Annotated in this window: 23 protein-coding genes and 1 other RNA gene; 9 read left to right on the top strand and 15 right to left on the bottom strand. The window is 75.3% G+C overall.

Annotation, left to right across the window (positions count from 1 at the left end; genetic code table 11):
• Positions 1–30: 30 nt before the first annotated feature.
• The 6 genes from ACI78Q_RS10895 to ACI78Q_RS10870 form a co-directional block, all read right to left on the bottom strand.
• Positions 31–2124 carry a xanthine dehydrogenase family protein molybdopterin-binding subunit gene (locus ACI78Q_RS10895; protein ID WP_456923371.1) on the bottom strand — a complete coding sequence of 698 codons (2094 nt, stop codon included), beginning with the start codon at positions 2122–2124 and terminating at the stop codon, positions 31–33.
• A complete protein-coding gene (locus tag ACI78Q_RS10890) occupies positions 2121–3116 on the bottom strand; it encodes an FAD binding domain-containing protein (RefSeq protein ID WP_456923370.1) in 996 nt (331 codons plus the stop codon). Before ACI78Q_RS10890 ends, ACI78Q_RS10895 begins: the two co-directional genes overlap by 4 nt.
• Positions 3113–3637 carry a 2Fe-2S iron-sulfur cluster-binding protein gene (locus ACI78Q_RS10885; RefSeq protein ID WP_456923369.1) on the bottom strand — a complete coding sequence of 175 codons (525 nt, stop codon included), beginning with the start codon at positions 3635–3637 and terminating at the stop codon, positions 3113–3115. The genes ACI78Q_RS10890 and ACI78Q_RS10885 overlap by 4 nt, the downstream gene beginning before the upstream one ends.
• Before the next feature lie 87 nt (positions 3638–3724).
• Positions 3725–4606, bottom strand: a complete 882-nt coding sequence (locus ACI78Q_RS10880; RefSeq protein WP_456923368.1) for an enoyl-CoA hydratase-related protein — start codon at positions 4604–4606, stop codon at positions 3725–3727.
• Positions 4603–5592, bottom strand: a complete 990-nt coding sequence (locus ACI78Q_RS10875; protein WP_456923366.1) for an acyl-CoA dehydrogenase family protein — start codon at positions 5590–5592, stop codon at positions 4603–4605. The genes ACI78Q_RS10880 and ACI78Q_RS10875 overlap by 4 nt, the downstream gene beginning before the upstream one ends.
• Positions 5589–6809 carry an acyl-CoA dehydrogenase family protein gene (locus ACI78Q_RS10870; RefSeq protein ID WP_456923365.1) on the bottom strand — a complete coding sequence of 407 codons (1221 nt, stop codon included), beginning with the start codon at positions 6807–6809 and terminating at the stop codon, positions 5589–5591. The genes ACI78Q_RS10875 and ACI78Q_RS10870 overlap by 4 nt, the downstream gene beginning before the upstream one ends.
• A 106-nt stretch (positions 6810–6915) precedes the next feature.
• Between ACI78Q_RS10870 and ACI78Q_RS10865 the strand changes: the two genes are divergently transcribed.
• Complete coding sequence (locus tag ACI78Q_RS10865; RefSeq protein ID WP_456923364.1) at positions 6916–7539, top strand: TetR/AcrR family transcriptional regulator; 624 nt, start codon at positions 6916–6918, stop codon at positions 7537–7539.
• Positions 7540–7621: 82 nt separating this feature from the next.
• The gene (locus tag ACI78Q_RS10860) at positions 7622–9193 is read left to right on the top strand and encodes a long-chain-fatty-acid--CoA ligase (RefSeq protein ID WP_456923363.1); all 1572 of its coding nucleotides are present in this window, start codon (positions 7622–7624) and stop codon (positions 9191–9193) included.
• 161 nt (positions 9194–9354) lie between these two features.
• Here the strand turns inward: ACI78Q_RS10860 and ACI78Q_RS10855 are convergent, their stop codons facing one another.
• On the bottom strand, positions 9355–10206 hold the full coding sequence (locus ACI78Q_RS10855) for a patatin-like phospholipase family protein (RefSeq protein WP_456923362.1): 852 nt from the start codon (positions 10204–10206) through the stop codon (positions 9355–9357).
• 83 nt (positions 10207–10289) lie between these two features.
• On the opposite strand from ACI78Q_RS10855, the gene ACI78Q_RS10850 reads away from it, so the two are divergent.
• Together ACI78Q_RS10850 and ACI78Q_RS10845 are read left to right on the top strand one after the other, a co-directional pair.
• On the top strand, positions 10290–12035 hold the full coding sequence (locus ACI78Q_RS10850) for a class I adenylate-forming enzyme family protein (RefSeq protein ID WP_456923361.1): 1746 nt from the start codon (positions 10290–10292) through the stop codon (positions 12033–12035).
• Between the two features lie 71 nt (positions 12036–12106).
• A complete protein-coding gene (locus ACI78Q_RS10845; protein ID WP_456923360.1) occupies positions 12107–13174 on the top strand; it encodes a potassium channel family protein in 1068 nt (355 codons plus the stop codon).
• A gap of 24 nt (positions 13175–13198) precedes the next feature.
• Here the strand turns inward: ACI78Q_RS10845 and ACI78Q_RS10840 are convergent, their stop codons facing one another.
• The gene (locus tag ACI78Q_RS10840) at positions 13199–14746 is read right to left on the bottom strand and encodes an adenylate/guanylate cyclase domain-containing protein (RefSeq protein ID WP_456923359.1); all 1548 of its coding nucleotides are present in this window, start codon (positions 14744–14746) and stop codon (positions 13199–13201) included.
• Positions 14740–15366 carry a PadR family transcriptional regulator gene (locus ACI78Q_RS10835; RefSeq protein WP_456923358.1) on the bottom strand — a complete coding sequence of 209 codons (627 nt, stop codon included), beginning with the start codon at positions 15364–15366 and terminating at the stop codon, positions 14740–14742. Before ACI78Q_RS10835 ends, ACI78Q_RS10840 begins: the two co-directional genes overlap by 7 nt.
• A 74-nt stretch (positions 15367–15440) precedes the next feature.
• On the opposite strand from ACI78Q_RS10835, the gene ACI78Q_RS10830 reads away from it, so the two are divergent.
• Entirely contained in the window at positions 15441–16298 is an 858-nt protein-coding gene (locus ACI78Q_RS10830) for a class I SAM-dependent methyltransferase (RefSeq protein WP_456923357.1), read from the top strand.
• Positions 16299–16302: 4 nt separating this feature from the next.
• Here the strand turns inward: ACI78Q_RS10830 and ACI78Q_RS10825 are convergent, their stop codons facing one another.
• Positions 16303–16749, bottom strand: coding sequence for an SRPBCC family protein (locus tag ACI78Q_RS10825; protein ID WP_456923356.1), 447 nt, complete (start codon positions 16747–16749; stop codon positions 16303–16305).
• 354 nt (positions 16750–17103) lie between these two features.
• Between ACI78Q_RS10825 and ACI78Q_RS10820 the strand changes: the two genes are divergently transcribed.
• Positions 17104–18024 carry a dioxygenase family protein gene (locus ACI78Q_RS10820; RefSeq protein WP_456923355.1) on the top strand — a complete coding sequence of 307 codons (921 nt, stop codon included), beginning with the start codon at positions 17104–17106 and terminating at the stop codon, positions 18022–18024.
• A gap of 65 nt (positions 18025–18089) precedes the next feature.
• Here ACI78Q_RS10820 and ACI78Q_RS10815 read toward each other — a convergent pair whose 3' ends face one another.
• Both ACI78Q_RS10815 and ACI78Q_RS10810 read right to left on the bottom strand, forming a co-directional pair.
• Positions 18090–18254, bottom strand: coding sequence for a hypothetical protein (locus ACI78Q_RS10815; protein ID WP_456923354.1), 165 nt, complete (start codon positions 18252–18254; stop codon positions 18090–18092).
• A gap of 56 nt (positions 18255–18310) precedes the next feature.
• Entirely contained in the window at positions 18311–18826 is a 516-nt protein-coding gene (locus tag ACI78Q_RS10810) for a hypothetical protein (RefSeq protein ID WP_456923353.1), read from the bottom strand.
• Positions 18827–18912: 86 nt separating this feature from the next.
• Between ACI78Q_RS10810 and ACI78Q_RS10805 the strand changes: the two genes are divergently transcribed.
• Positions 18913–19893 carry an ornithine cyclodeaminase family protein gene (locus tag ACI78Q_RS10805; RefSeq protein WP_456923352.1) on the top strand — a complete coding sequence of 327 codons (981 nt, stop codon included), beginning with the start codon at positions 18913–18915 and terminating at the stop codon, positions 19891–19893.
• A gap of 11 nt (positions 19894–19904) precedes the next feature.
• Here ACI78Q_RS10805 and ACI78Q_RS10800 read toward each other — a convergent pair whose 3' ends face one another.
• Together ACI78Q_RS10800 and ACI78Q_RS10795 are read right to left on the bottom strand one after the other, a co-directional pair.
• Positions 19905–20237: a branched-chain amino acid transporter permease gene (locus ACI78Q_RS10800; RefSeq protein ID WP_456923351.1), complete on the bottom strand. Its 333-nt coding sequence runs from the start codon at positions 20235–20237 to the stop codon at positions 19905–19907.
• Positions 20230–20928 carry an AzlC family ABC transporter permease gene (locus tag ACI78Q_RS10795; RefSeq protein ID WP_456923372.1) on the bottom strand — a complete coding sequence of 233 codons (699 nt, stop codon included), beginning with the start codon at positions 20926–20928 and terminating at the stop codon, positions 20230–20232. Before ACI78Q_RS10795 ends, ACI78Q_RS10800 begins: the two co-directional genes overlap by 8 nt.
• Positions 20929–21072: 144 nt before the next feature.
• On the opposite strand from ACI78Q_RS10795, the gene ACI78Q_RS10790 reads away from it, so the two are divergent.
• Together ACI78Q_RS10790 and ACI78Q_RS10785 are read left to right on the top strand one after the other, a co-directional pair.
• Complete coding sequence (locus tag ACI78Q_RS10790) at positions 21073–21525, top strand: Lrp/AsnC family transcriptional regulator (RefSeq protein ID WP_456923350.1); 453 nt, start codon at positions 21073–21075, stop codon at positions 21523–21525.
• 201 nt (positions 21526–21726) lie between these two features.
• On the top strand, positions 21727–22953 hold the full coding sequence (locus ACI78Q_RS10785) for an epoxide hydrolase family protein (protein ID WP_456923349.1): 1227 nt from the start codon (positions 21727–21729) through the stop codon (positions 22951–22953).
• A gap of 65 nt (positions 22954–23018) precedes the next feature.
• Here ACI78Q_RS10785 and ssrA read toward each other — a convergent pair.
• Positions 23019–23393, bottom strand: a transfer-messenger RNA (tmRNA) gene (gene ssrA / locus ACI78Q_RS10780).
• Positions 23394–23441 lie beyond the last annotated feature (48 nt).

Here is a 23441-nt window from a genome sequence, read left to right as displayed (position 1 = left end):
GGCGCAGGTCCCCTGCGCCGCCAGCCTCCGCTACGGCCGGAAGTACTTGTCGGGGGTGATCGGCAGGTCGCGGACCCGCCTGCCCGTGGCGTGCCAGTACCCGTTGGCGACGGCGGCCGCGGCGCCGGTGATGCCGATCTCGCCGATGCCCTTGAGCCCCAGCTCGTTGACGTACGGGTCCTCCTCGTCGAGCCAGGAGATGTCGATCTCGCCGATGTCGGCGTTGGTGGCGACGTGGTACTCGGCGAGGTCGTGGTTGGCGTAGTGGCCGAACACCTCGTCCTGCACCGACTCCTCGTGCAGCGCCATCGACAGGCCCATGCAGAAGCCGCCGAGGAACTGCGAGCGGGCGGTCTTGGCGTTCACGATCGTCCCGGCCGCGTACACGCTGGTCGCCCGCGGCACCCGCACCTCGCCGGTGTCGGCGTCCACCCGCACCTCCACGAAGTGGGCGCCGAAGGCGTGCATCGAGTACCGCTCGGCGTGCGGTGACGGGCCGTCGACGCCGCCGTCGACGGTCACGCCGTCCGGGGGCAGCTGCCCGCCGTAGGACTCCAGCCGCCGGCGGACCTCCCGCGCGGTCAGCACGATCGCCGACCCCCACGACGCCAGGCCGGTGGAGCCGCCCGCACCACCGGCGAAGGGCAGCCGGCTGTCGCCGATCCGGAGCTCGACGTCGCCCATGCCGACCCCGAGCGCGTCGGCGGCGATCTGGGTCAGCGCCGTCCACGCGCCGGTGCCGATGTCGGAGCCGTCGATCTCGACGACGTGGCGTCCGCGGCCGTCGACGGAGATGCGGCAGTCGGCCTTGCGCCGCCGCGCCGGGTAGGTCGCGGCGGCGACGCCGGTGCCGACCATCCAGCGGCCGTCGAGCCGGACGCCGGGCCGCGGGTCGCGCCCCGCCCAGCCGAACCGCTCGGCGCCGGTGCGCAGGCACTCCTCCAGCGACCGCGACGACCACGGGATCCCCCGCTCCGGGTCCTCGGCCGGCTCGTTGCGCAGGCGCAGCTCGACCGGGTCGATGCCGAGCTCGTGCGCCAGCTCGTCCATCGCCGACTCCAGCGCGAACATGCCCGGGGTCTCCCCCGGCGCCCGCATGATCGTCGGCGGGGGGACGTCGAGCCGGGCCAGCCGGTGCGTCGTCCGCCGGTTCGGCGCGGCGTACATGACCCGGGTGCAGGTCGCCGTCTGCTCGGCGAACTCGTCGATCCGCGAGGTGTGCTCGACCACCTCGTGGCTGATCGCGGTCAGCCGGCCCTCGGGGTCGGCGCCGAGCCGCAGCCGCTGGATGGTCGGCGTCCGGTGCCCGACCAGGCTGAACATCTGCTGCCGGGTGAGCTCGAGGACGACGGTGCGCCCGACCACCCGCGCGGCCATCGCGGCCACGATCTGGTGGGGGTGGGTGAACGCCTTGGACCCGAACGCCCCGCCGACGTAGGGCGAGACCACCCGCGCCTGGCCCTCCTCCAGCCCGAACCCCGCGACCAGGTCTTTGACGATGGTGTGCGGGCCCTGGTTGGCGTCCCACAGCGTCAGCTGGTCGCCGTCCCAGCGGGCCATGGAGGTGTGCATCTCGATGGGGTTGTTGTGCTGGGTCGGCGTCTCGTAGGTCGCGTCGACCGTGACCGCCGCGGCGGCCAGCGCGCCGTCGACGTCGCCGATGACCGAGTCGGTGTCGTAGCCGGCCATGACCTGCTCCGGCGCGTAGAGGTCGGGCCGGTCCACGGCCAGCCGCACGTCCGGCGGCTCGGCGGCGTACTCGACGTGCACCTCCCCCACGGCCGCCCGCGCGACCTCCGAGGTCTCGGCCACGACCACCGCGACCACCTGGCCCTGGTAGTGCACGTCGAGGGACTGCAGCACCGGGAGGTCGGAGGAGAGCTCGCCGGACAGCCGGGGCGCGTTGGCCGGGGTGAGGACGGCGAGGACGCCGCCCATCCCCTCGGCGCGGGTGGGGTCGAGCTGGGTGATGCGGCCGCGGTTGACGGTGCTCTGCACCAGCGCGACGTGGGCGATCGGCTCGCCCGGGTCCTGCTCGAAGGCGTAGGGCGCGGTGCCGCGCACCTTCGCCGGCCCGTCGATGCGGTCGATGCCCGCCCCCAGGACGCGGTCCACGGTGGTCACGCGGCGGCTCCCGTCAGCTCGGCGAGGGTGCGGACGACGACGTTGCGGGTCAGCGGCAGCTTGAAGCCGTTGTCCGGCAGCGGGGTGGCCGCGGCCAGCTCGGCGTCGGCGGCCGCGGCGAAGGACTCCTCGGTGGCCGGGCGCCCGCGCAGCGCCTCCTCCGCGGCGCTCGCCCGCCACGGCTTGTGCGCGACCCCGCCGAGGGCCAGCCGCACGTCGGCGACGACGCCGTCCTCGATGCGCACGGCGGCCGCCACGCTGACCAGCGCGAAGGCGAACGAGGCCCGGTCGCGGACCTTGCGGTAGCGCGAGGGCATGCCCAGCGGCGGCAGGTCGACGGCGGTGATCAGCTCCCCGTGCCGCAGCGTGGTGTCGCGGGAGGCGTCGTCCCCGGGCAGGCGGTGCAGCTCGCCGATCGGGACGCTGCGCTCGCCGTCCGGACCGAGCACCTGCACGACCGCGTCGAGGGCGACCATCGCCACCGCCATGTCCGACGGCTGGGTGGCCACGCAGGTCCCGGGCCCGTCGAGGGTCTGCCCGAGGACCGCGTGGTTGCGGTGCAGGCCGCGCAGGGCGCCGCAGCCGCTGCCGGGGCTGCGCTTGTTGCACGGCTTGGTGACGTCGGTGAAGTAGCCGCAGCGGGTGCGCTGCAGCAGGTTGCCGGCGGTGGTGGCCCGGTTGCGGAGCTGCCCGGACGCGGCGGCGAGCAGCGCCTGGGCCAGCACCGGGTAGCGCTCGCGCACTCGGCGGTCGGCGGCGAGGTCGGCGTTGGGGACGCCGGCGCCGATGCGCAGGCCGCCGTCCGGGAGGTCGGCCACCTCGCGGGAGGTGAGCGTGCGGACGTCGACGAGCAGGCCGGGCGTGGCGACGCCGAGCTTCATGAGGTCGACCAGGTTGGTGCCCCCGCCGAGGAAGGCACCCGACGGCTCCATGGCCAGCAGCGCGACCGCGGCGGCGGGGTCGGCCGCGGCCTCGTAGCGGAACTCCCTCACCGGCGCACCCCGCTGGCCTCGGCCACGTCGGCCACCGCCGGGACGATGTTCGCGTAGGCGGCGCAGCGGCAGAGGTTGCCGCTCATCCGCTCCCGGATCTCGGCGTCGGTGAGCGCGAGGTCGTCCGCGGTCAGGTCGGCGGTGACGGCGCTCGGCCAGCCGGCTCGGGCCTCCTCGATCACGCCCGCGGCCGAGCAGACCTGGCCGGGGGTGCAGTAGCCGCACTGGAAGGCGTCCCGCTCGACGAAGGAGCGGTGCAGCGGGTGCGGCTGCCCGTCGGCGGCCAGCCCGTTCGAGGTGGTCACCTCCGCGTCCCCCACGGTGACGGCCAGGACGAGGCAGCTGTTGACCCGGCGGCCGTCGAGCAGCACGGTGCAGGCGCCGCACTGGCCGTGGTCGCACCCCTTCTTGGGGCTCGTGTTGCGCAGCCGTTCGCGGAGGGCGTCCAGCAGCGTGGTGCGGGTGTCGACGGTCAGCGGGTGCGCCGCACCGTCGACCCGCAGGGTGATCTCGGTGTCCACGCCGACGCTCCTGCCCGGGCGACCGGTGGCGCCAAACGGGACCGAGTGGAGTCGCTGGAGAGCGGATCCCGCTCTCCAGCGACTCCGCTAGGGCGTCACATCGGCGGGCGGCTCCGGCCACCGGGGGACGCCGGCGACCGCGCCGTCCCCCAGGGGGGCGGCGAACCGCGGCGGCCGCTTCTCGAGGAACGAGGCGACCCCCTCCGCGGCGTCCGGCCCGGCGCCGAGCTCGACCAGGGCCCGGGACTCGGCGCGGTGGGCGTCCCACGGGGAGGCCGTCCCGAGCATCGACCACAGCAGCTGCCGGGCCGCCCCGACCGCCACCCCGGAGGTGTTGTCGGCGATCTCGCGCGCCAGCTCCAGGGCGGTGGGCAGCAGGTCGGCGTCCGGGACCACGCGGGAGACCAGGCGCCCGCGCAGCGCCTCGGCGGCGTCGAACACCCGGCCGGTCGCCACCCACTCCATCGCCTGGCTGATGCCGACGACCCGCGGGAGGAACCAGGTGGAGGCCGCCTCCGGCACGATGCCGCGCCGGGCGAAGACGAACCCGAAGCGGGCCGACTCCGCCGCGATCCGGACGTCCATCGGCAGGGTCATGGTGGCGCCGATGCCGACGGCCGGGCCGTTGACCGCGGCGATGACGGGCTTGCGCAGCGCCGCGAAGGGCAGCGACGCGATGCCGCCCCAGTCCCGGGGGACGCCGTCCACCGTGCCGCGGGCCACGGGGTCGGGGCGGCCCCGGTCGCGGAAGGTGCCCTGCCCGCCGCCGAGGTCCGCGCCGGGGCAGAACGCCCTCCCGGCCCCGGTCACGACGACCACCCGGACGGCGTCGTCGGCGTCGGCGGCCGCGGCCGCGGCGGCCAGCTCGGTGGCCATGACCGCGGTGAACGCGTTCATCCGGTCCGGCCGGTCGAGGGTGATGGTGACGACGCCGTCGGCCACCTCGTACCGCACCTGGGGAGCGGTCATCCGAGCGCGCCGGCGACCGCGAGCCGGGCGACGGCGTCCAGGTGCTCGGCCGCGTCGCCCAGCAGCAGCCGGTCGACCTTGGCCCGCCGCCAGTACAGGTGGGCGTCGTGCTCCCAGGTGAATCCGATGCCGCCGTGCACCTGGATGCAGGTCTCGGCGGCCCGCTCCAGCACCTCGGCGGCCTGCGCCTTGGCGGCGCTGGCCGCCAGCGGCAACTCGTCGGGTGCCGCGTCGGCTGCCCACGCGGCCCACCAGACCAGCGAGCGCAACTGGTCCACCCCGACCCAGGCGTCGACCAGCAGGTGCTTGACCGCCTGGTAGGAGCCGATGCGGCGGCCGAACGCCTCTCGCTCCTGGGCGTACCCGACGGCCATCCGCACGGCCGCGTCGGCCGCGCCGAGGTCCTCGGCGGCGAGCGCGACGGTGGCCACCTGGCGGGCGCGGGTCCACAGGTCGGCGGCGTCCTCGGCCAGCACGCGCCGGGAGGTCAGCCGGACCGAGGCCAGCCCGCGGGTGGCGTCCACCGGCGGCCCGCTGGTGGCCTCGCCCTCCCCGACCACCAGCGCGCCGTCGTCCAGGCCGAGGAAGAGGCGCGCGCCGGCGGCGTCGATCGACGGTGCGGAGCCGGTCACCGGGCCGTCGACGACGGCGAACCGCGCCGACCCGTCGGCCAATTGCGCGGCGAGGTCGGGGTGCCCGGCGAGCAGGACCGCGGCGCGGGCCGCGGTCACCAGCGACGGGCCGGCGAGCACCGCGCCGCCCTGCTCGGCGACGACGGCGAGGTCCAGCAGCGACGCACCGGCACCCCCGGCCGACTCGGGCACCGTGATGCCGAGGAAGCCGATGTCGGCCAGGTGCTCGTGCCCGGGCGCGAGCGCACCCCCCTCGAGCGCATCGCGGGCGGCGCCGGCCGAGGCCGTGCGGCGGTAGAAGTCACGGGCGCCGGCGGCGGCGTCGCGCTGGTCGGGGCCGAGGTCGAAGTTCACCGCCGACCTCCCGAGAACGGCACGTCCTTGTCGCCGCGGGGTTCCGGCGGCAGCCCGAGCACGCGCTCGCCGAGGATGTTGCGCAGCACCTGGTCGGTGCCGCCGGCGATCGCCAGGCCCGGCAGGTACCCCTGGCTGCGCTGCCAGGTGTCGTCGCCGTCCGCGGTGGCGGCGAAGACCGCGTCGTCGCCCAGCAGCCGGACGCCGGCGTCGGCGACCAGCTTCGCCGCGGCGGTGCCGGCCAGCTTGCCGGCGCTGGCCTCCGGCCCGGGCAGCCCGCCCTGGCTGAGCACGGTGAACCGGCGGTACCCGGTGTAGCGGGTGGCCAGCGAGGCGACGACCGCCCGGCCCACCGCCTGCCGGGCGAGCACCTGCCGCTCGGCGTCCAGCCGCGGCAGCCGTTCGCGGGCCAGCGCGGCGAGCTGCTCCACCGGGACGCCGAGGTCGCTGCCGGCACCGCCGATGGTCACGCGCTCGTTCATCAGCGTGGTGATCGCGACCCGCCAGCCCTCGCCCGGCTCGCCCAGCCGCTCCTCGTCGGGGATGCGGACCTCGTCGAAGAACACCTCGTTGAAGCCGGCCGAGCCGACCATCTGCCGCAGTGGCCGGACCGTCACCCCCGGCGCGTGCACGTCGACGACGAACATCGTCAGCCCGGCGTGCTTGGGGCGGTCGGGGTCGGTGCGGGCGAGCAGGATCCCGAGGTCGGCGACGTGCGCCAGCGTCGTCCAGACCTTCTGGCCGGTGACCACCCACTCGTCGCCGTCGCGCACCGCGGTGGTGCGCAGCGCCGCGAGGTCGGACCCGGACGCGGGCTCGCTGAACAGCTGGCACCAGACGTCGTCGGCGCGCAGCAGCCGGGCCAGGTACCGGCGCTTCTGCTCCTCGCTGCCGTGCGCGATGACCGTCGGCCCGCACATGCCCAGGCCGATGTGGTTGATGAGGGTCGGCACCCCGGCGCGGGCCAGTTCCTGCTGCACGATCGCCTGCTGCACCAGCGTGCCGCCCTGCCCGCCGTACTCGCGCGGCCAGGTCACCCCCACCAGGCCGGCCTCGGCGAGGACCCGCTGGGTGCGCCGCAGCCCGGCCTCGTGCGTGCGGGCGTCGACCGCCTCCTCCCCCACGCCGACGTGCAGCAGGTCGGCCGCCCGCTCCTCGAGCACCTGCCGGACCGACGCCCGGTAGGTCGCCTCGTCGGGGGTGTCGTCGAAGTCCACGGGCTCGCCTCTCTCCGGTGGGGCGGTCGGCGGCAGCGTGACAGCGGTCCCCCGGAACGGTCAACGGTGACTGTTCGGCGGCCCGGGCCGCCCCTACGCTCGCGCGGTGACCGCCGGCCCCGCAGCGCCCCGGTCCCGCTCCGCGCGGACCGCCGACAGCCGGGCGCTGATCCTCGACGCGGCGGTCGCCTGCCTGGTCGAGGACGGCTACGCCGGCGCCTCCACCCTCGCCGTCCAGGCGCGGGCGGGGGTGTCCCGGGGGCGGCTGCTGCACCACTTCCCGTCCCGCGCCGAGCTGCTGGTGGCCGCCGCCGAGCACCTGTCGACCACCGTGCTCGCCGGTGTGCGGCAGCGCGCGGCGGCCCTCATGGCCGACCAGCCGGCCGGCCCCGAGCGGGTCGACCGGGCCGTCGACCTGATGTGGGCGACGTTCCAGGAGCCCCCGTTCTGGGCCGCGGTGGAACTGTGGACGGCGGCCCGCACCGACCCCGAGCTGCGCGCGGCGCTGCGGGACGGCGAGCGGCGGCTGCGGGCGGCGATCCGGGCCGTGGCCGACGGGATCTGGGGCCCGGAGATCGCCGCCGCCGAGCTCTACGCCGAGACCTGCGAGCTGCTGTTCACCAGCATGCGCGGGGTGGCGATCGTCTACGCCTTCGAGGACCGGTCCCCGGCCACGGACCCGCACCTGGCGCTGTGGAAGCGGCTGGCCACCCGGATGCTGTCCGCCTGAGCCCCGGCAGTCACGGTTGACCGCCCCGGACCGCCCGGCCAGCATGACGCGGGTCACACCCGGCGCGCGGCAGGAGGCCTCCGTGAGTGTCGAGATCCCCCAGCTCCAGGGCCGCGGCATGACGATGGCCGACCAGCTGGCGCGCTGGGCGCGGCGCACACCGGACGCCGTCGCCCTGGTCTTCGAGGGCACGCGGCGCAGCTACGCCGAGCTCGACGAGCGGGTGACGCGGCTGGCCCACGCACTGGCCGACCGCGGGGTGGTGGCCGGCGACCGCGTGGCCGTGCTCGGGCTCAACGGCCCTGAGGTCTGGGAGGCCTACCTCGCCGGCGTCCGCCTGGGCGCGGTCGTCGTCCCGGTCAACTTCCGGCTGGTCGCCGACGAGGTCGCCTACGTGCTGACCGACAGCGGGACCACCGCCCTCGTCGTCGACGGCGCGATGGCCGGGCTCGCGGCCAAGGCCCGCGAGCAGACGCCCGGCGTGCACACCGTGCTGACCATCGGCGAGGAGTACGAGGCGGCGCTGGCCGCGGCCGGCGCCGACCCCCTGGACGTCGAGGTCGACGAGGGCGCCGCCGCCTTCATCATGTACACCTCGGGCACCACCGGGCGGCCCAAGGGCGCGGTGCTCACCCACCGCAACCTGCTCATGCACGTGTTCAGCATGGTGGTCCACCTCGGCGCCGATCCCAGCGACCGGGTGGGCTGCCCGGGCGCCCCGCTGTTCCACATCGCCGGGCTGGCCGGGGGCCTGCCGCCGCTGCTGCTCGGCGGCACCCACGTGGTCCTGCGCTCCGGCGGGTTCGACCCGGTGGCCACCCTGGACCTGATCGAGCGGGAGAAGATCACCAACATCTTCCTCGTGCCGGCGATGTGGGCGGCGGTGGTCGCCGTCCCGGACATCGCCCGGCGGGACCTCTCCTCGCTGCGGCGCATCTCCTGGGGCGCGGCGCCGGCGTCGACCACGCTGCTGCGCACGCTGATCGACACCTTCCCGCAGGCGGAGGTGGTGACCGCCTTCGGGCAGACCGAGTGCAGCCCGGTCACCTGCTTCCTGCGCGGCGAGGACTCCGTGCGCAAGATCGGCTCGATCGGGACGCCGATGCTGAACGTCGAGGTCCGCATCGTGGACGAGGCGATGCACGACGTCCCGCGGGGCGAGGTGGGCGAGATCGTCTACCGCAGCCCGATGGTGATGAAGGAGTACTGGCGGAAACGGGAGCAGACCGCGGAGGCCTTCGCCGGCGGGTGGTTCCACTCCGGCGACCTGGTGCGCGAGGACGAGGAGGGCTACCTCTACGTCGTCGACCGCAAGAAGGACATGATCATCACCGGCGGCGAGAACGTGTACTGCGCCGAGGTCGAGGACGTCCTGGCCGCGCACCCGAAGGTCGGCGAGGTGGCGCTGATCGGCGTCCCGGACAGCCGCTACGGCGAGGCGCCGCTGGCCGTCGTCGCCCCGCGGGACCCAGCCGACCCGCCCGCCCCGGCCGAGCTCACCGCCTGGTGCCGGGAGCGGCTGGCGCACTACAAGAACCCGCGGGAGTACTCGCTGGTCGGCGCGCTCCCCCGCAACCCCAGCGGCAAGGTGCTCAAGACCCGGCTGCGGGAGGAGCACTCGGCCGGCTCGCTGGTCGCCGACCCCGCCGTCTGAGAAAGGACCCCGTCCTCCCCACCCCTCGCAAGCTCGGGGCGGTGCCCGGGACGAGGCCAGGGGCCAAGGGGGACCCCGTCCTCCCCACCCCTCGCAAGCTCGGGGCGGTGCCCTGGACGGGGCCAGGGGCCAAGGGGGACGCCGTTACACGTTCGCTTCGCTCAGCCCTGCCAGGCCTCGGCGACCTGCGCGGCGACGCTCGCCGCCTGCGCGCGACCGGCGCGGGCCGACCCCGCGCGGGCGGCCGGGTCGAGCACGTTGCGGCCGATGGCCGCGCGGCTGCCCTCGTCGGGCGAGACGACGGCGACCCGGGCGACCATCCCGGTCACCTGGGCGTCGACGCTGGCCAGCGGGCCGACCCCGCGCGGGATCGGCGCGAGGACGACGACCCGCTCGTGGCCCTCGGCGAGGTCGGCGTTGGCCGCCGAGCGCATCCCGCCGTCGACGTAGCGGCGGCCGTCGATCGTCACCGGCGGGTAGACGCCGGGCACCGCGCAGCTGGCCGCCACGGCCAGGAGCAGCGGGACGCCGGAGTCCCGGTCCAGGGGGCGGAACTCGCCGGTGTGCGCGTCGACGGCGGTGACGGTGAGCGCGCGGTCGGGCCACTCGGTGCTGGCCAGCCGGCTGCCGATGACGTCGAGCCGCTCCTGCTCCGACGGCGTCAGCCCCGCCCGCTCGGCGGCCAGCGCCAGCGCACCGACCCGCCGCCGGAACTCGACGTCCCGGCCGCGGCTGCGCAGCACCGCCCAGGCGTACCGGGCCAGGGCCGCGCGGGTCATGCGGGCGACCCGCTCATCGGTGGGCGGCTCGAGCTGGCGGGCGAACAGCGTCTCCAGGTCGGCGCCGCTGGTGACCTGCGCACCGACCACCAAGCCGGCCGAGGTGCCGACGACGAGGTCCGCGCCGGTCAGGTCGACGCCGGCCTCCGCCAGGCCGGCGAGGACGCCGATCTCCCACGCGATGCCGGTGATCCCGCCGCCCCCGAGCACGAGGGCCGCGCGCTGGTCGCTCATGCCGCCATCCTCACCCACGGTGGGACCTCGACACCCGTTGTGACGTGCGCCACGCTGGGGCACCCCGGACAGGAAGGTCCCGCATGACCGCCACGCAGGCCCCGCCGACCCCCGGCGCGAACAGCTGGCCGCCCGGCCTGCCCCGCTCGCTGGAGTACCCGCAGGTGCCGGTCGGCTCGATCCTGCGCGCGGCCGTGCGCCGCTGGGGCGACCGCGAGGCCTTCGTCGACCACGACGTCCCGCTGACCTTCACCGAGCTCGGCGCGCGGGCCCACGCGGTCGCGAACTGGCTGGCCGACGCCGGGGTCGGCCGCGGCGACGTCGTCGCGGTGCACATCCCCAACTGCCGGCAGTACCCGGCGGTCTACTACGGGGTCCTGCTCGCCGGGGCCACCTTCTCCCCCACCAACCCGCTGCTGCCCGCGGCCGACCTCGCCGCGCAGCTGACCGACGCCGGCGCCCGCGTGCTCGTCACCTGGGACCAGGTGCTGCCCCTCGTGCGCACGGCGCTGGCCGGCACGCCGGTCGAGACCGTCGTGGTCACCGGGGAGGCGCACACCCTCGACCTCGCCGCCCGCCTCGACGGCCTGGCCGCCGACGACGTCGACCTCGCCGCCCTGCTCGCCGCCGACCCCACCGACCGCCGCCACGACGCCGCCGTCGACCCCGCGGCCGACCTCGCCCACCTGGCCTACACCGGCGGCACCACCGGGGTGAGCAAGGGCGTGGAGCTGCCGCACCGCGCGGTCGTCACCAACGTCCTGCAGTCGGCCTGCTGGGCGTCGGGGTCGCTGCCCGAGCTCGACGCGGCCGGCGACGTGACCCTGCGCCAGGTGGTCGGCCCCGAGGAGTACCCGACCCGGCTCGGCGAGGCCCGCATCATCAACCTCACCCCGTGGTTCCACGCCATGGGCGCGATCGGCTACCTCAACGGCATGGTCCTGAGCGGGACGACGACCGTGGTCCACCTGCGGTTCGACCCGGTCCGCTACGTCGAGGACGCCGTCCGGTACCGGGTGACGTCGATCGGCGGCGCACCCCCGGTGTTCGTCGCGCTGCTGCAGGTCCCCGGCATCGGCGAGGCCGACCTGTCGTCGGTGCGCGGGGTCTCCAGCGGTGCCGCGCCGCTGCCCGTTCCGCTCATCGAGAGGCTCCGCGCGCTGCTGCCCAACGCGGTCATCGGCGAGGGCTACGGCCTCACCGAGGTCACCATGCAGGCCACCGGCAACCCGTCGTTCCGCTCCGGCACCCGCAAGGCCGGCACCGTGGGGGTGCCGGTGTTCGACACCGAGATCACCATCCGCCCGCTGGGCGGGGGCGACCCGCTGCCGCCCGGGGAGCGCGGCGAGGTCTGCATCCGGGGGCCGCAGGTCATGCGCGGCTACGCGCACCGGCCCCAGGCCACCGCCGAGGCGATCGACGCCGAGGGCTGGTTCCACACCGGCGACGTGGGCGTCCTCGACGAGGACGGCTACCTGGCGATCGTCGACCGCACCAAGGACATGCTGCTCTACAAGGGCTACAACGTCTTCCCGCGCGAGCTCGAGGAGGTGCTGTTCGGCGTCCCCGGGGTGGCCGGCGCGGCGGTGGTCGGCCGGCCGGACGAGGAGGCCGGCGAGCTGCCGGTCGCCTACGTCGTCCGGCGGGCCGACGACGCCGGGGCCGCGCTCACCGCGGAGTCGGTGATGGCCGCGGTCAACGGCCGGGTGACGCCCTACAAGCGGCTGCGCGACGTCGTGTTCATCGACGCGATCCCGGTCTCGGCGGCGGGCAAGGTGCTCAAGCGGGAGCTCGCCGCGCGGGAGCGGGCGGCGGCCACCGGCGGCTGAGCCACCGGCGACTCACCCCGAGGGGTGCGGCGCGGACGCGGGAGTCACCGCGGCTCACTATCGTCCCGCGGGTGGAGAGCGACAGCGGCCTCTCGGAGACCGAGCACAGCGGCGTACGGATCGCGCACGTCGAACAGTCGCCGGTGCGGCAGGTGTGGCAGCGGGTGCTCCTCGCCGCCTTCTTCCTGTCGCTCACGGTGCTCATCGTCTGGCTGGACCGCGACGCGTACCGCGACGGCGACCAGGTCGGCATCTCGCTGCTCGACGCGATCTACTACTCGACGGTCACGCTCTCCACGACCGGGTACGGCGACATCACGCCGCTGACCGACGGCGCGCGGCTGGTGAACATCCTGTTCATCACGCCGTTGCGCATCATGTTCCTGATCGTCCTCATCGGGACCACCCTCGAGGCGCTGACCGCGCGCTCGCGGGAGGAGTTCCGCATCCGTCGCTGGAGGTCCCGCGTGCGCCAGCACGTCATCGTGTGCGGCTACGGCACCAAGGGCCGCAGCGCGATCCGCTCGCTGCAGGCCACCGGTACGCCGCTGGAGCAGATCGTCGTCGTCGACCCCGAGCCGCGGGCCATCGACGAGGCCAACTCCGTGGGCCTCACCGGCATCGTCGGCGACGCCGGGCGCACCGAGGTGCTGCGCCGCGCGTCGGTGGAGCGGGCCCGCGCGGTCATCGTCGCGGCCAACCGGGACGACGCCTCGGTGCTGATCACCCTGACCGTCCGCCAGCTCAACCCGAGCGTCCCGATCACCACCTCGGTGCGCGAGGAGGAGAACGCCAACCTGCTGCGCCAGTCCGGCGCGGACACGGTCATCACCACGTCGGCCACCTCCGGGCGGCTGCTGGGGCTGTCCACCGACAGCCCGCGCGTGGTGGCCGTCGTCGAGGACCTCGTCACCGGCGGCCAGGGGCTGGACCTCACCCAGCGACGGGTCACCGCCGGCGAGGTGGGTCTGGGCCCGCGGCAGCTGCGCGACATCGTGCTGTCGGTGACCCGCGGCGGGCGGACGCTGCGCTTCGACGACCCGCTGATCGGCACCCTCCAGGCCGACGACGTGCTCGTGGTGGTCAAGTCCCACGCGAAGGGGCCGGTCCAGACCGGCGGTCAGGCCGCCGCCGTCTGAAGGCCCGGCGGACCACCAGGGCCCTCAGACGGTCAACACCCAGGTCTGCGTCGGCTCGTCCCGGCCGCGCAGCTCCACCACCGTGCCCGGCGCCCAGTGCTGCGCCTCGTGGCCGCCGGCGGAGCGGATCACGTTGTTCGAGACCAGGGCGCGACCGGGGTGGTCCTTGGCCAGGTCGGTGAGCCGGGCCGCCTCGTTCACCGGGTCGCCGATCACCGTGTACTCCAGCCGGCGGGCCGCGCCCACCTGGCCGGCCCACACCGGCCCGCAGGCGACCCCCACGCCGACGTCGACCTCGCCCGCCGCGGCGACGGCCGTGCAGATGCGCCGCGCCGCCCGCAGCGCCGCCCCGGCCGGGTCCGGGTGGTCGGCGGGGGCGCCGAAGACGCACAGGGCGGCGTCCCCCTCGAACTTGTTCACCAGGCCGCCCTCGTCCTCGACCATCGCGACGACGATCTCGAAGAAGCGGTTGAGCAGGCCGACCATCTCCTCCGGCCCGGTGCGCCGGACGAGGGTCGTCGAGCCGGCGATGTCGACGAACAGCGCGGCCACCGTGCGCACCTCGCCGCCGAGGGAGACGCCCGCGTCCAGGGCCCGCTCGGCGACCGTCGTCCCGACGTGCCGGCCGAACAGGTCACGCAGCCGCTCGCGCTCGGCGAGCCCGTCGACCATGGAGTTGACGCCCTCCTGCAGCAGGCCGATCTCCCCCGCGTCGTCCACCGGGACCCGCACGCCGTGGTCCCCGGCCCCCACCCGCTGCACCGCCCGGCGCAGGTCCCGCAGGGGCATGCCGACCGAGCGGCCGGCCTGGTTGGTCGTGTATAGCCCCACCACCAGGGCGACGAGGACGAGGAACACCAGCGCGTCCTCGGGCGGGCCCTCCGGGTTGCTGGGGTCGAGGAACAGCAGCGCCAGCCCCATCAGGGGAACGCCGCTGGTCAGCGACCAGGACAGCAGCAGCCGCGGCCGCACACCGAGGACCAGCGCACCGGCCGGCGGGTGGGTGGCCAGCGCCCGCGCGGTGAGCCCGCGGGCCAGCCGCAGCGTGAGCAGGTAGCAGTGCCCGGCCGCCGCGACCCCGCCGAGCAGCGCGGCCAGCGCCACGCGCAGCCCGACCAGGGACAGGTCGGAGACGACGGCGCCGACGATCCCCACGAGGACGCCGCCGGCCAGCCAGCCCAGCCCGACGACGAGCGCGACGTCGGCCGGCAGGCGCAGCGCCTGGGCCGCCTCCTCGGGGCCCGGTGGCCGGCCGGCCCGCAGCCAGGCCGTGGTCAGCCGCTGGCGGCGCAGCACGGCCAGGACCCCGAGCGGCAGGGCCACCACCAGGTAGCCGACCGCGCTGAGCACGATGGCCGTGCGGCCGGCGGGGTCCCGCGCGCCGGTCGACAGGCCCCACAGCAGCAGCGCCACGATGGCCAGGCCGACGAGGTTGGCGGCCAGGACGTGCAGGACGATGTACGGCACCGCGCGGCGGCCGCGGGGGGCGAACTCCAGCGCCGCGTCCACCCGCCGCAGCGCGGCCCCGCTCACCGTCGCCCCGGGCGGGCCGGTGCGGACCCGGGTCACCACCGGGCCCGCCGGGCGGTCTCGGTCTGCTGCGCTCCGTCGGCGCTCGCCCCGGCCGGGTCGTCGGGCCACTGCTCGACCTGGGTGGTCGCCCAGTCGGCCCAGTCGGCCACCAGCCGGTAGAAGTCGGTGAGGAACCGGCCCACCAGGAGGTGCTCGGCCGACCGCTCGGGGAACGGCCCGTCACCGGCCGCGTACGCCTCGGCCGACGCCCGGGTGGCACCGTTGCGCTCCTCGGCCCAGCGGCGGGCGGCGGCGAGGGTGGCGAGGGCGTCGGCCGTCGTCCCGTGCTCGGCGAAGGCCAGCTTGAGCAGCTGCTCGAACTCCAGCACCGGCCCGCTGCCGGGCTCCCGGTGCCAGGCGGCCAGGGCCTCGCGCCCCTCGGGGGTGATGGCGTAGACGGTGCGCGAGCGCTGCCCGACCGCCTCCGACCGCGCCGTGGCGAGGCCGTGCGCGACCAGCTTCTTGGGCTCCTCGTACAGCTTGCTCTGCGCTCGCGGCCACATCCGGCCGACGCTGCGGTCCATCTGGCGGGTGAGCTCGTAGGTGCTCCACGACGGCCGCACCGCGAGCAGGCTGAGGATGGCGTACGAGGTCGTGGTCAGCGCCCCCGGGCTTGACATCTTCCTCCCTATGGGAGTACGCCGTCCGGCATGCTCCCCAAGGGAGCAGACTAGCCGCCGCGAAGGGACGCGCCATGACGCAGACCCCACTCCGGATCGACCCCGGCAACCTCGAGCAGGCCCGCGCCTGGGACGGCGGCGAGGGTGCGCACTGGGCCGCCAACGCCGACCGGTACGACGACGCGGTGCGCGCCCACCACCCGGTGTTCATGGCCGCGGCGGGCATCACCGCCTCCGACGAGGTGCTCGACGTCGGCTGCGGCGCCGGGCGCACGACGCTGGACGCCGCGCGCACCGCCGTCGACGGGCACGCGCACGGGGTCGACCTGTCCGCCCCGATGCTCGAGGTGGCCCGTGCCCGGGCCCGGGCGGAGGGGTTGACCAACGCCACCTTCACCCAGGCCGACGCCCAGGTGCTCGCCTTCCCGCCCGCCGCGTACGACGTGGCCCTCAGCCGCAGCGGGGCCATGTTCTTCGCCGACCCGGTGGCCGCGCTGCGCAACGTCGCGGGCGGGCTGCGCCCCGGCGGCCGGCTGGTGCTGATGACGTGGCAGGACGTCGGGCGCAACGATTGGATGGCGGCGCTCATGGAGGCGCTGGCCGCCGGCCGCGCGCTCCCCCTCCCGCCACCGGGCAGCCCTGGACCCTTCGGGCTCAGCGACCCCGGCCGCATCCGCGCCGTCCTCACCGCCGCCGGGTTCGCGGACGTCGGGGTCGCGCCACTGGAGGTGCCGGTGCACCTCGGGCGGGACGCCGCGGACGCCGAGCGGCTCGTGCTCGGGCAGCTGAACTGGCTGCTCGAGGGGCTCGACGCCGCGGGCCGCGAGCAGGCGCTGGGGTCGCTGCGCGCCTCGCTCGCCGCGCACGAGACGGTCGACGGCGTCACCTACGGGTCGGCCGCCTGGCTGGTCACCGCGCGCCGCGGGGCCTGACGCCTCACCTCCGTTCCAGCCGCTCCCGGAGCCGGGTGAGGTCCTTGCGGTTGGCCCGGCGGATCGCGGTCGCCATCACGGGGCCGGCGAGCCGCGAGAAGCCGCTCGGGCGGCCGCGGTTGCGCAGGGTCATGCGGGTGCTCCCGTCGTGCCGCGGCTCCCAGGTGTAGGTGGTCTCCATCGGGAACGGCCCCTGCGCCGTGCGCATGACCAGCCGGCGGCCGGGCTCCAGTTCGACGACCTCGTAGGTGTAGGCCAGCCGGCGGCCGAGGAAGGTCGCCACGAAGTCCATGCGGGAGCCGACCGCGACCGGTGGCGGGGTGCGCCACTCGACCGACGCGATGTTCGCGTACCACTCAGGGGCGTTGGCCGGGTCGCCCGCGTAGGCGGCGACCTCCTCGACCGGACGGCGGACCACCGTCTCGGTCACGACGTCGACGTCCCTGGCCACTGCTGCACCTCCCGGTCGCGCGGGAGCATCGTCCCGCAGGGCGACGTCCCACGCTCACCCCGGACGTGGCGGGGAGAACCGGCGCGACGCCGGTGTCCCTCACCTGCAGGATCTGTGCGCGAGATGCTCGCGACGGCCACCGCTCCGAGCGCGGCCACCGGATCTGCCGTGGAGGTCACCAGCATGGACGAACCCAACGGGGTGGCCGGGGCGACCGACGCAGAGCAGGTCCTCGACCACGTGACCACCCCCCCGGGCCACGCTGCACTCCGTCCACCCCGACACGGCGCGGCCCTCGCCCCTGCCGCCACCCGTCATCCCGCTCGACGCGACCCCCACCGGAGGTACGACCCCATGACCGACCTGCACAGCACGCACCGCGACCCGGCCGTCCAGCCGGAGGACATCACCGAGGACACCGTCACCGACGCCACCGTCGACAGCTTCGCCGCGACCGCGGACCCGCGACTGCGGGAGCTGCTGTCGGCGGTCGTCCGCGGCCTGCACGCCGCGGTCCGCGAGGTGGAGCCCACGATCGCCGAGTGGGAGGCGGCGATCGACTTCCTCACCCGCACCGGCCAGAAGTGCGACGACGTCCGACAGGAGTTCGTGCTGCTCTCCGACGTCCTGGGGGTGTCGGCGCTGGTCGAGAACATCAACCACCGCAAGGTCGCCGGCGCCACCGAGGCCACCGTGCTGGGGCCGTTCCACATGACGGTCTCCCCGTCGCGCGCCAACGGCGACTCCATCGACGAGGTGGGCGGCCGGGAGCCGTGCGTCGTCGAGGGGCGGGTGCTGTCGGTCTCCGGACAGCCGCTGGCCGGGGCCACGGTCGACGTCTGGCAGGCCGACGAGGAGGGCTTCTACGACGTCCAGCAGCCCGACGTGCAGCCGCCGGGCAACGGCCGCGGTCTGTTCACGACCGACGGGGAGGGCCGCTTCTGGTTCCGCACCGTCGTCCCGGCGCCCTATCCCATCCCCACCGACGGCCCGGTCGGCGAACTGCTCGCCGCCACCGGCCGGCACGCCTACCGGCCGGCGCACATCCACTTCATCGCCCAGGCGCCCGGGCACGTGCCGGTGACCACGCACATCTTCGTGGCGGGCAGCCCGTATCTGGACTCCGACGCGGTGTTCGCCGTCAAGCACAGCCTGGTCCGGGACTTCGCCCCGGTCGACGACCCGGAGCAGGCCGCCCGCCTCGGGGTGGCCAGCCCGTTCCGGCACGCCGTCATCGACCTGGTGGTGCAGCCGGAGGGGACTCCCGCCGCGTGACCGCGACCGGCTCGTCGGGCAGCGGCTCCGCCGCCCGCTGATGGGGGCCGCGACGGGCCGCGGGCTCAGGCCAGGGCGGCGTCGGCGACCTCGGCCTGCAGCACGAGGTCCGCCGCGGTCGTGAGCCAGCCCGCGACCAGCAGCAGCGGCCACGGCCGCTCGTCGTCCAGGGACGCCGTCCCCGCGCTCAGCCCCGCCTGCGCCACCGCGCGGCACGCCGTGTTCCTCATGCTGGAGGAGATCGGCGCCGCCCGTCCGGAGATACAGCCGTGACACACGAACGTCATCACGACGGGGCAGGCGGCGTGACCTCCGCGGCCGAGAGCCGCTCCGCCAGTGCCGCCAGCCCGCCCCTGACCATCGCGCCGTAGGCGTCGTCGCCGAGCGCCGCCGCGGCCTGCCGCCCCAGCTCGAGGTGACGCCGGGCCGCGGCGAGGTCGCCGAGCTTGCGGTGGTCCTCGGCGAGGTTGAGGTGCAGCGACGGGTAGAACGCAGCGACCGGGCCGGTGGCGCCCGCCGCGGCCGCCCGCTCGTCGGTGATCGACTCCGCCGCCACCAGGGCGCGGAGGTCCCAGGCGAGCTCCTCCCAGGGGTCGTCCTGCACGTCGGCCATGTGGTGGGCCAGCGTGCAGCGGTGCAGCGGGTCTGCGCCGGCGTAGACCTCGGCCCAGATCTCGGTGAACGCCGCGCGCGCCTCGGCCCGGCGGCCCTGCCGGCCCAGGGCGATCGCCTGCCCGATGCGGGCCATGGTCTCGTCGACGCCTGCGGGCTGTGCGCCGCCGGCCGGCGGGGTCGCTGCCATGCCGGGACCGTACGGGGGGAGTACGACAGCACGGGCGCCGTCCGGACCCGTTGACCCGCCCGCCCGGCCGCGCGCAGCATCGGACGGTGCTGCTCCTCCGCCACCGGGACGTCGAGGGGCTCCTCGACGTCGCCCAGCTGGTCGACGCGCTCGCCATCACCATGACCGAGCTGTCCGCGGGCCGCGCGTCGGTCCCGCCGCGGGTGGCCGCCCTCGTCCCCGACCGCGAGGGCGTACTGGCGGCGATGCCCGGCTTCAGCCCCGGTCTCTGCGCGCTGACCGTGAAGGTCCTGTCCGTCTTCCCCGGGAACCGGGCGGTCGAGGCCCCGACGCACCAGGCCCTGGTGGTGCTCGTCGACCCCGAGACCGGCACGCCCCGGGCGCTCATGGACGGCAACGCGATCACCACCGCGCGGACCGCCGCCGGCTCCGCGCTGTCCATCCGGCTGCTCGCCCGGCCCGAGGCGTCGGTCCTCGCCGTCCTGGGCACCGGCGTCCAGGCCCGCGCCCACGCGCTGGCCGCCCGTGTCGTCCGCGACCTCGACGACGTCCGCGTCGCCGGCCGCCACCCCGAGCGCGCCGAGGCCCTGGCCGCCGAGCTGCGGGAGCTCGGGCTCCCGGCGCGGGCCACGGCGACCTGGGAGGAGGCGACGCGCGGTGCGTCCATCGTGTGCGCCACGACCGCGTCGGACGAGCCGGTGGTGCGGCGCGAGTGGCTGGACGACGGCACCCACGTCACCTCGGTCGGCTACACCGCCACCGGCCGCGAGGTGGACGACGACACCATGGCCGAGGCGCTGGTGGTCGTCGAGCACCGCGACACCTCGTTCACGCCGTACCCGGTGGGCAGCAACGACCTCACCGAGCCGGCCGCGCGGGGCCTGATCGCACCCGACGAGGTGGCCGAGGTCGGCGAGCTCGTCGAGGGACGGCGGCCCGGGCGGACCTCACCCGGACAGCTCACCGTCTACAAGTCGGTGGGCGTCGCCGTCCAGGACACCGCAGCAGCCGCCCTGGTCTACGCGGCCGCCTGCCGCCGTGGGGTCGGGCACCGCATCACGCTCTGAGCGGGCCGGGATCAGCCGCCGGCGAGCGCGGTGGCGAGGACGACGTGGACGACCGTGCCGGTGAGGATGCTGACCAGGGCGTTGCGGCGCCACAGGTGCAGGCCCACCGTGACGGCGACGGCCACGACGAACGGCAGCGCGGCCGTCCCGGTCGTCGTCGGGACGTCGCGCAGGGTGTAGACGGCGAGGATCAGCATCACGCCCAGCGGCACGTGCCGGCTCAGGTGGCGGACGACGGCGCTGTCGCGCATCGGCGCCAGCACGGCGAACGGCGCGGCCCGCATGGCCCAGGTCAGCGCGGCGGCGATCGCCACGGTCGCGGCGACGTGGCCCGGCTCAGGCACCGACGGCCTCCAGCTCGGGAGCGCGGCCGCTCTCCCTGCGCGCACCGCGGCGGCCGACGGCGCACCGCAGCAGGAGCAGCAGGGTGAACGCGGCGTAGGCGGCGAGCAGCATCTGCCCGGGCAGCAGGAGCACCGCGGCCAGCGCGCAGCCGAGGGCCAGCACCGCGGTGCGCAGGTCCGGCCGGGCCCGGTAGGCGTCGATGGCCAGCACGATGAACAGCGCACTGAGGGCGAAGTCGAGACCGCGCAGCGAGTCCAGCGGCAGCGCCTCGCCCAGCAGCGCGCCGAGCGCCGCCCCGGACACCCACGAGAGGTGCAGCAGCACCTGCAGGACGAGGATCCGCGCGCCCGGCCACCGCCGCCCCTCGGGGGTGGCGGTCATCGCGTAGGCCTCGTCGGTCAGCGCGAACGTGCTGTAGGTCCGGCCCAGCCTGCCGCGGACCCGGTGCAGCGGGAAGGACAGCGCGTAGAAGACGTGCCGGGAGTTGACCACCAGCGTGGTGAGGGCGACCTGGGCCAGTGGCGCGGCGGCGGTGACCATCGCGACCAGCAGGAACTCCAGGGACCCGGCGTAGACGACGGCGCTGAAGACCGGGGCCCACCACCACGCCAGGCCGCTGTGCAGCACCAGCAGCCCGAACGCGATGCCGAGCGGGACCATCCCGAGACAGACGGGACCGGCCGTCCGCACCGTCGCCCACACGTCGGCACGCCATCTGGCTGCGGACGGCGGAGTCACGGGCTGGGGAGCGGGAAGAACCTGGCGGTGCACGGTTGGAACGCTAGAACAAGACGCAGGTCACCCGATTGCGAGTCGTGTCGCTAGCGTGCCCACATGCGCAACGAACCGCGCCTGGACCGCATCGACCGCGACATCCTGTTCCACCTGGAGCGCGACGGCCGGCTGAGCAACGTCGAGCTCGCCGCCCGCGTCGGCCTGACCCCGCCGCCGTGCCTGCGGCGGGTCAAGCGGCTGGAGGCCGAGGGCGTCATCTCCGGCTACCGGGCCGTCATCGACCCGCGGGCCACCGGCCGGGCCTTCGAGGTCGTCGTCGCCGTGGAGATCGCGGCCAACGACCGGCGCACCGTCGAGGAGTTCGAGGCCGCCGTCCTCGCCTTCGACGAGGTGGTCGCCGTGCGGCGGCTGTTCGGCAAGCCCGACTACTTCGTGCACGTGGCGGTCGCCGACGCCGAGGCGTTCGAGGCCTTCCAGATGGGCAAGCTGATCGGCCTGCCGGCCGTGGCCCGCGCCGTCTCCCACCAGACCATGCGGCTGCTCAAGGGCTGAGCGGGCGCGACCGGCCGCCGGTCACGGAGCGTTCCGCCGTGCGGTGGGAGGGCCCTGCGACCCTGGCGCGCCCCCGGGAGCCGAGAAGCGTTGCCTGCGCCCCGGGAGCGCCGACCGTTCCGGTGGCGCTGACACGGGGCTCCTGCGCCTGACGGTCCGGCCTCCCCCCGACGATCCGGACGACGAGGGATGGACCCCAGGATGACGACCGTTGCGCAGGAGACCGGCAGCGCTGTCCGCCCGTTCCGTGTGCAGGTGCCGGAGGAGGCGATCACCGAGTTGCGGCGCCGCCTCGCCGCGACGCGCTGGCCCACCCGGGAACTGGTCGGCGACCGGTCGCAGGGCGTGCAGCTGGCGACGCTGCAGGCCCTGTGCCGCTACTGGGCCGACGAGTACGACATGGGCCGGCTGGAGGCGCGGCTGAACGCCCTGCCGCAGTTCACGACCGAGATCGACGGGGTGGACGTCCACTTCCTCCACGTGCGGTCGCCGCACCCGGACGCGCTCCCGCTGGTCATGACGCACGGCTGGCCGGGCTCGGTCGTCGAGCTGCTGGACTCCGTCGGCCCGCTCACCGACCCGCCCGCCTTCGGCGGGCGTGCCGAGGACGCCTTCGACCTGGTGCTGCCGTCGCTGCCCGGCTACGGCTTCTCCCGGGAGCCGGCCGACCTCGGCTGGAACGTCGGCCGCACCGCGGTGGCGTGGGCGGAGCTGATGCGCCGCCTGGGCTACAGCCGCTACGTCGCCCAGGGCGGCGACGTGGGCGCCGCCGTCACCGACGCGATGGGCCGCCAGGCGCCCGAGGGCCTGCTCGGCATCCACCTCAACCTGCTCGTGACGGTGCTGGGCGGCCCGCCGCGGACGGACACCGAGGAGGAACGAGCGGCGCAGGAGCAGCTCGCCACCTTCCAGCAGACCGGCTTCGGCTACTTCCTGGAGATGGCGACGCGGCCCCAGACGATCGGCTACGCCCTGCTGGACTCACCCGTCGCCCTGGCAGCCTGGATGTGCGACCACGACACCGACAGCTACTACAAGATCTCCCGCGCCTTCGTGGACGGGCGGCCCGCGGGGAACCTGACCCGCGACAACGTCCTCGACAACACCACGCTGTACTGGCTGACCGGCACGGGCGCCTCGGCCGCCCGGTCGTACTGGGAGGACGGACTGGCACGCGCCCAGGCTGCCGCGTCCGGCCAGGCTCCTCCGGACGTGACGGTCCCGGTCGGCTTCACCACCTTCCCCGGCGAGATCTGGCGGACGCCGCGCAGCTGGGCCGAGACGGCCTATCCCACCCTGAGCTACTTCAACGAGGTCGACCGCGGCGGCCACTTCGCCGCCTGGGAGGAGCCCGGGCTCTTCGCCACCGAGGTCCGGGCGGCGTTCCGCCCGCTGCGCGGCCCGCAGATCCCCGGACCGCGCGGCTGACCGCGGCACGGCGCGGACGCACGAGAGCCCCGCGAGGACGTCGTCCTCACGGGGCTCTCGTACAGGGGTGGAGGTGGCGGGAATCGAACCCGCGTCCTACGACGCATCACCAGGGCTTCTCCGAGCGCAGTCCGCTGCGTCTCTGCTCGACCCTCCCGATCTCGCGGACGAGACGGGATGACGGGCCCAGTCGCTGTTTGGTGTCCCGTGCGCGCCCGCGACCGGCACGCACGGTGAGTCATCTAGCTGATGCCAGGATCCGGGCCGATGACGAACCCGGGCTGACAGAGTCGACCTAGCTGATCAGGCAGCGAGGGCGAACTCGCGCTGACTGGAGTCGGCGCTTGATTGGTTTGCAACGCGTGGTTAACGAGCTCATCGTTGCCTTCCTCGGCTCGCTTCCCCTGGTCATCCGACCGCAGTCGAGACCATTCACCCCCTGTGTAGTTGTGCAGTCAGGGTAACGGCACCGGCAAGACGGTTGTTCC

Source organism: Geodermatophilus sp. SYSU D00705 (assembly GCF_054050135.1).
Note: the sequence above shows the minus strand (reverse complement) of the source record. Positions and strands in the feature narration are given on the sequence as shown.